General features: G+C 58.5%; 5 protein-coding genes. 3 read left to right on the top strand and 2 right to left on the bottom strand.

Annotation, left to right across the window (positions count from 1 at the left end):
- The 3 genes from EV662_RS19220 to EV662_RS19230 form a co-directional block, all read left to right on the top strand.
- Window positions 1-473 (top strand): DUF2493 domain-containing protein (locus tag EV662_RS19220; RefSeq protein ID WP_132466502.1); only part of this gene is annotated, 473 nt, incomplete at its 5' end.
- Window positions 474-589: 116 nt separating this feature from the next.
- Window positions 590-1,018, top strand: coding sequence for a hypothetical protein (locus EV662_RS19225; protein WP_132466505.1), 429 nt, complete (start codon window positions 590-592; stop codon window positions 1,016-1,018).
- Between the two features lie 367 nt (window positions 1,019-1,385).
- Complete coding sequence (locus tag EV662_RS19230; protein ID WP_132466507.1) at window positions 1,386-4,517, top strand: SIR2 family NAD-dependent protein deacylase; 3,132 nt, start codon at window positions 1,386-1,388, stop codon at window positions 4,515-4,517.
- A 291-nt stretch (window positions 4,518-4,808) separates the two neighbouring features.
- Here EV662_RS19230 and EV662_RS19235 read toward each other — a convergent pair whose 3' ends face one another.
- Both EV662_RS19235 and EV662_RS19240 read right to left on the bottom strand, forming a co-directional pair.
- The gene (locus EV662_RS19235) at window positions 4,809-5,510 is read right to left on the bottom strand and encodes an imm11 family protein (protein ID WP_132466510.1); all 702 of its coding nucleotides are present in this window, start codon (window positions 5,508-5,510) and stop codon (window positions 4,809-4,811) included.
- 148 nt (window positions 5,511-5,658) lie between these two features.
- The gene (locus EV662_RS19240; RefSeq protein WP_132466512.1) at window positions 5,659-6,261 is read right to left on the bottom strand and encodes an imm11 family protein; all 603 of its coding nucleotides are present in this window, start codon (window positions 6,259-6,261) and stop codon (window positions 5,659-5,661) included.
- Window positions 6,262-6,645 lie beyond the last annotated feature (384 nt).

The following is a 6,645-nucleotide window of genomic DNA, read 5'->3' on the forward strand; positions in this document are numbered from 1 at the left end:
GGGCCGGCAGCCATGTGAACCGCCGTACCCTGACCGCTTCGTTGATCGACAGCCGGGACCATCTCGCCGCGAAACGCCGGGCCGACCTGGAGCCGCTCCTGCCGCAAGGTATGAAGATCGCCTTTAGTGGCGGGCTCGACTGCAACGATCACACGGCCATCTGGGCGGCCCTCGACCGTGTTCATGCAAAACATGCCGACATGGTCCTGTTGCACGGCGGCGCGCCGCGCGGGGCCGAACGTATCGCCGCCGCCTGGGCGGATAATCGCGGCGTGACGCAGATCGTCTTCAAGCCGGACTGGACGCGGCACGGCAAGTCGGCCCCCTTCAAGCGCAACGACCAGGTGCTCGACACCCTGCCCATCGGGCTCATCGTCTTCCCGGGCTCCGGCATCACCGACAACCTCGCCGACAAGGCCCGTGCGATGGGCATTCCGCTCTTCGATTTCCGTTCGAAGCCCACGCCGGCATGACCGGATTTCCGCCGACGCCCGCCCCGGGCTCTCCCGGGGCGGGTCCGAACCTGCTATGATCGTGCCTGCGCCAGTGGCGGTGGAGGCGGCGCGATCCCCTGACAAGGAGAGCCTCCATGGTCGTGACCACCGCACTTGGTATCCTGGGCTTCGGCGCCGCCCTGTGGATCCTGTTCAACCTCGCCGTCTACGCGCTTCCTTTCGCCATCGGTCTGACGACCGCGATGCACCTGCTCGAGGCCGAGCAGGGCGTGATCCTCTCGCTTGGTGCAGGCCTCTTCGCCGGCGCCGCCACGCTCGTTTTTGGCGAGCTCGCCTCCGCCCGCGTCCGCTCGGTCCCCATTCGCTTCGCCATCGCGTCGATCTACGCCCTCCCGGCCGGGCTCGCGGGCTTCCACGCCGTGAAAGGCATCGCCGAACTCGCGGGCGCCGGCCCGACCGCCGTGACGCTGCTGTCCTGGCTCGGTGCTCTCGCAATCGGCGCGACCGCTTGGGTGCGCATCACGACCGTACCCGGAAACGGACCTTCGAACTCGGGTCCATGAAAGCGAGGTCTCAGCCCCGTTCCTGCTAATCCCCCAGAAACCCCGCCATTCCCACCCTCCCCAACGGAAGGGCGGATTCCGGGCTTTCGCTGCAGCCGCAAGCCAGCCGTGGCGCATTGTAACAGCGGCCATTCGGCACCGCTGTCGAGGCGGGCGCCCGACAGTATTCAGACCTTCAGGAAAGGGGGCTTTCGTTGCAGAAGCACTCGGTCCTAGGTCTTCTGACAAAGCCGACATCGATCAGACGATACAACTGTGGCGGCTAGACTTGCAGAGCCAACGCTGCTTTCTATACACATAGCGGGCTTGGGCAGGAAGGTAATTAATCATATCTGTGTGACCTGCGCGGCACCATCTAGGGAATAGAATGGCTGGATCAAACACGCCAAAAAACAAATTGGAGTTGCCTCATGTCTTGACAGAGGCCGTAAAGGAAGGAAGCGCGGTGGTTGTCTTGGGCGCTGGCGCGTCGATGGAGTGCCGAAGCACCGACGGCCGACGCCCACCCAGTGCTGATGAACTGCGCGATCATCTGGCGACGAAGTTTCTTGGGACCAAGAACGAAAAGCGCGACCTTGCAACGGTTGCAGAGATGTCTATCAACGCAGGTGCAGGAGAGCCGCAAGTTTTCGATGAGGTGGCTCGTCAGTTCAACGATTACACGACCTCAAAGGCGCACGAAAAGTTGGGGGACTTCCGTTGGCGCGGACTCGCTACAACTAACTATGATCGCTTTATCGAGCAGGGCTATGTTCTCAACACAGCAGCCCTACAGACTTGCATTCCGTTCGTGAAGAACGAAGAGCCATACGAGGATCGACTTCGCGATGAGAGAAACCCTGTTGCTCTATTCAAACTTCATGGTTGCCTCCATCACCGTCTCGATCGGGATGTTCCCCTCGTGCTTTCGAATGAACACTATGCAACTTATGAGAAGGGTAGAGACCTCCTCTTTAACCGTCTAAGGGATTGGGCCCAATCCTCGGTACTAATCTTTATTGGGTACCGCTTGGCCGATCCACATATTCGTGATCTCATCTACAAGATCGATCCGACTCGTCGGCAGCGCTGGTACATGGTTTCACCCGGCGGAGATGAGCATGACGTCCGGTTCTGGGATAAAAAGGGTATCGAAGTTCTTTCGACAACCTTCTCGGGATTTATGGATTCTCTAGACTCTTCAGTCCCACAGCTATTTCGTGCTCTGGCGCCTCCCGTTGATACCGGGCAACGCTCTTACCTAAAGCACCTGAAGAATGGAAATCCATCCGATCAGCTCATCGAGGCGCTCGAGCGCGACTTCGACTATGTTCATGCAGCAATGCCATTTGACGAAGTGTCGGCTGAAGGTTTCTACTCCGGCTACGACCATGGTTGGTCTGGAATCATCCGGAAATATGATTTTGCGCGCAAGCTTGGCGAAGAGTTGCTGTACGCAGCTGTTGATGTTGCTCCGGATAGCCCGGCTATCAGGATGTTCGTGCTCGAAGGTGCGGCAGGCTCGGGCAAGACTATCGCGCTTCGTCGTGCGGCATTCGATGCCGCCACTGCTCTCGACCAGTTTGTGCTGTGGCTTAAGCCCAACGGTATCCTGAGAGCTGACATAATTGAAGAACTGTGGGCGCTGAGCGGCTTGCGTCTTATGGTTTATGTCGATCACGTTTCGCTTCACTCTGAGGAGTTGGAAAGGGCACTGCACACCCTGAAGCGAAAGAACGTCGAGGTGACGGTCGTTCTGTCTGAACGTGAGGCAGAGTGGGACGCCTACTGCGGCGGCCTCGATGCCTTCCTGCCATCCACCTGGACACTAAGAAGGCTCAATGGGCGCGAGGTAGAGGATTTGGTCGATCTTCTCGCACGCCATCGATGCCTTGGACAGCTTACGAATCTAAGCCGGGCTGAACAGATTGAGGCTTTCCTAAGCAAGGACCGCGCCGATCGACAGCTACTTGTCGCGCTTCATGAGCTTACGCAGGGTAAACCCTTCGAGCAAATCATTCTCGATGAGTTCAACCGAGTTCTTGGGGAGTCAGCCAAGAGTTTGTATCTCGATATTGCTACAATGCATCAATTCGGAGTAATCGCGCGTGCAGGCGCGATTTCAAGAATTAGTGGAATCCGATTTGATGACTTCGAATCCGAGTTTATTAAGCCATTGACCAATATTGTGCGAATCAGTGTTGATCGATTCACGGGTGATCATGGATACGAGACGCGGCACTCACACGTCGCCGAAATTGCTTTCCGCGCCGTCTGTGATTCCGATGAGACTCGTTCAGTTCAGCTTTCGAGGATTGTTGGTGGGCTGGACCCTGGGTTCTCTTCAGACCGACTCGTTCTCGAGAATATTTGCAAGGGGCGGAATATCGCACGGACCTTTGCCGATGTTGAGCATGCGCGGAAGATTTTCGAAGTTGCCACGGCGGCATTGCCGGAGAGCGCCTTTCTATTTCAGCAGGCGGCAATTCTTGAAATGCAACATCCGAAGGGTTCACTCGATTACGCAGAGGAATTGGCTCAGACTGCACGGACTCTCGATCAGAACAATCATATCTATGTCCATACGCTTGCGGAGGTCTCACGACGAAAGGCAAATGCAGCGTTGTCTCAAGTAAAGGCCGAGCAGCTGAGGGCGCAATCTCGCAGGTTTCTTAACGAGATTTTGACAAACGACCCCCGGAAATCTCTTACCTTCTGCAATCTCCTGATCGATGAGGTGATCGACCTCCTGCGTGCCCTTCCTGAAGACCCAAAGGAATACATGATCATCGAGTTCGATAGAAAAGTTGCACAGGCGAAGGAGCGCTTGGACAAGGCGCGGCGTGACTTTCCAGGCGAGGCAGAATTTCCCTCGGCGGAAGGAAGACTGTGGCAGCGGCTCGGCGATGAGGTCAGGGCGAAGCGAGTCTTGCAACAAGCTACTGCTCTTAAGGCTCAGAATTCAGGCGTCTTCTTGCGCCTGGCGCATGTTCAAGCCAGCGGCGGTGATCTCGAGAATTCCATCGAAACGCTACGAGCAGGTTTGCAACGCTTTCCGTCTGACAAGCTATTGCATCTGGAACTTGCTCTCCGGTTGGTCGAACACAATCGATCCACCTCACCAGAGATTGAGGGCCACTTCGGGGCTAGCTATGGTGTTGGAGATCACGCGCTTGACGCAAGATTCTTCCATGCTTGCTATCTCTTTTGGGCTGGAAAGGTTGAGGAATGTCGGAAACTCTTCGATGAGATCAGTACCCGCTCGAGTAGTGATTATCGGAAGCGTCCGAACCCCGAGGAGGGAGTTATCGATCAGTTTATCGCGCAGCAAACTGGGTCAGTGGCTTCCGTTAGAGATGACTATTTCTTTATTCAGTCAGGCTGCTACCCCAAGCAAATCTTTGCTCATATGACAGCATTGAGCGGGGTCGATATTTCAGAGCTTACCACTGGAAAACAGGTGAGATTTCGTGTCCGATTCAATCGTAGAGGGCCCGTAGCGAGTTCGGTTGTGGTGTGACCTCAGATCGTTGGGAATGCTGCGGTCGGGATGAGTGGCCGCTTCGCTGGCGCTGTGGTGCGGCACTGGCGCTCACCTTGAAGGTCCGGTCAGGGCCGCCTGTGAAGGCGGCCCGTCGTCTTCAGATCTCAACGCTTATTGCGGTGACTTCTCAGCCGAGGTGCGCCCGCCTAACGCCAACGCGGGTCGAAATCCCACCCAGCAACCCAAAAGTGCCTCAGTGGTGGACGCATCAGGCTGATAGCCGGGGCGAACACAGGCAGCCGAGCGGGTTATCAGCGGTGTCCATCTTCAGACCACCTTGAGTTTGTAATGCTTCGGGATTTTTAGGCCGGCGCCTGCGATCGCCTGCTGCACGTCGTCCGAAAAGAAGAAATCGGGGTCAGTGAGCGCGCGATCGCGCCACAGATGCGCGCCGCCGATCGCGTCGCCCGACAGCGCGAGACCGGTATAGTTCTTCTTGTTGGGTATCGAGACTCGGTAGGTCCAGCCGTCACCGGTCCACGCGCCCTCGGCGCTGGCGTCGGGCACGAAGCTGTCGCGGAACTGGCGGATCACCATGCCGTAAAAGGCCTCGGGATAATCGTCACCATTCGCCTGGGTGATCCTGAGAGGCCAGAACAGGTGGACGCCCGGTTCGAAGGTCTCGATGATGTCCTTCAGCGCCGCATCGACGGCCAGCAGCCTGTTGGTCAGCAAGATCAGCGATCCAAGCGTCTTGATCGGACGTTCGGCCCTGAACTCCCGGGGCAGTTCGTGGCCCTCCAGCGGTGCCAGCACCGGCGCACCGTCAACGGCCACGCCGGTCTCGAGACGGAACCTGATGGTCACGTAGCGGATGTAGCTTGTCGGACGTTTCAGGTCGGCGGCCGCCTTCTCCTCGTCGGACATCTTCTCCTTGAAGTGTTCCGTCAGGTGCTCGCGCCAGCCGACATAGTCGCCATCCGGGAAGAACTGCCCGAAGCTGCTCGGCTCTTTCAGTCCCCAAACCATGTTCCGTTCTCCAAGTCTCTGTTCCACCGCGGCATCGGCTGACGGTCGTCTTCAGGTGTCGGGGCCGCGCGGGCGCCCCCTCTTGCATAGCCTCGAAACTGTCGCCCTCGTTCCGCTCGACATTCGCCAGTGTTTCGTGCCTTCCCCATCATTCGACAAAAACCGAAGCGGGTTTCAGATCGTAGGTGGCAGGGCCCAGCTTCGCGACGTCGGCCGCAAGATCGTCGGACACGAAGATCTCGCCCGGCAGGTACCTGTCGACCCAGTTTCGGCGCCCTTCGATGGCTTTCGCGCGCCAGGCGATCTCGGGCTCGCCGGGACAGGTGTAGTAGCGGAACTCGCCGTCGAGATACTTCGGCACGACGTTGGACGCTTCGGGAACGATGCCGTCCGTCCTCTCCCCCGAGACGAACAGGAAGAACTGCCCCGAGACCGTCGAACCGTCCTCAAGGGTGAGGTCCAGCGGCACGAAGCTGTGCGCCACCTTGTCCTTGCTTTCGATCAGGTCCCGCACGCGGCTGCTGACGATCAGGTCGTTCGCCCACCGCCCGGCGATGAGGTCGGGCAGAAGCCCGTCGTCGCGCAGGTGCCCCTTGTACATCCGGTAGGGGATCGGCCCCTCGACCATCGGCGGCTTGCCATGGCCGCGACCGATCCGCGCGTAGCCATCGGGCTGTTCCGCGATCGGCCAGACGTCTTCCCAGAAAATCTGTTCCGGCCTGTAGGTGTGGGTTGTCAGAAGATACGGCATGTCGCGGTCTCTCTTTCAAAGGGTCGAGCAAGGGTCCACAGGCCCGGCATGCAATCCGGCCGGCTCCCGGTCTCCGGCCCCGCCCGTTTCCGAGTTCCTCCCGCGTCCCCTCGATGATCGCAGGCGACCGAGAAAGCCGAGGAGTTGCTCTTTGCAGAGGGTCTCGAAGGAACCGCGAGCGCAAGGTCATTCCCTCGGAAGGGAGATGATATGGTGGAAAACTGAAAACCCGTCTTCTCCATTGTCTGGTTCACATTGGTTCTTCACCGAGCTGCTTGCGAAGCGGTCATGGCCTGCCCCCTGAAAAGTGGTCCTCCCTGAAGTAGGCTTTCGAGCCAGATGGAGGACGAAGGAATGCCCCAGAAGAAGCACAAGCCCGAAGAG

Origin of the sequence: Rhodovulum marinum (assembly GCF_004343075.1) — a bacterium.
GTDB classification, from domain to species: domain Bacteria; phylum Pseudomonadota; class Alphaproteobacteria; order Rhodobacterales; family Rhodobacteraceae; genus Rhodovulum; species Rhodovulum marinum.

Bases quoted from the DNA above. Each gene is read 5' to 3' on its own strand.
- EV662_RS19225 (WP_132466505.1), top strand. From the start codon at position 590: ATGGTCGTGACCACCGCACTTGGTATCCTGGGCTTCGGCGCCGCCCTG.
- EV662_RS19230 (WP_132466507.1), top strand. From the start codon at position 1,386: ATGGCTGGATCAAACACGCCAAAAAACAAATTGGAGTTGCCTCATGTC.
- EV662_RS19235 (WP_132466510.1), bottom strand. From the start codon at position 5,510: ATGGTTTGGGGACTGAAAGAGCCGAGCAGCTTCGGGCAGTTCTTCCCG.
- EV662_RS19240 (WP_132466512.1), bottom strand. From the start codon at position 6,261: ATGCCGTATCTTCTGACAACCCACACCTACAGGCCGGAACAGATTTTC.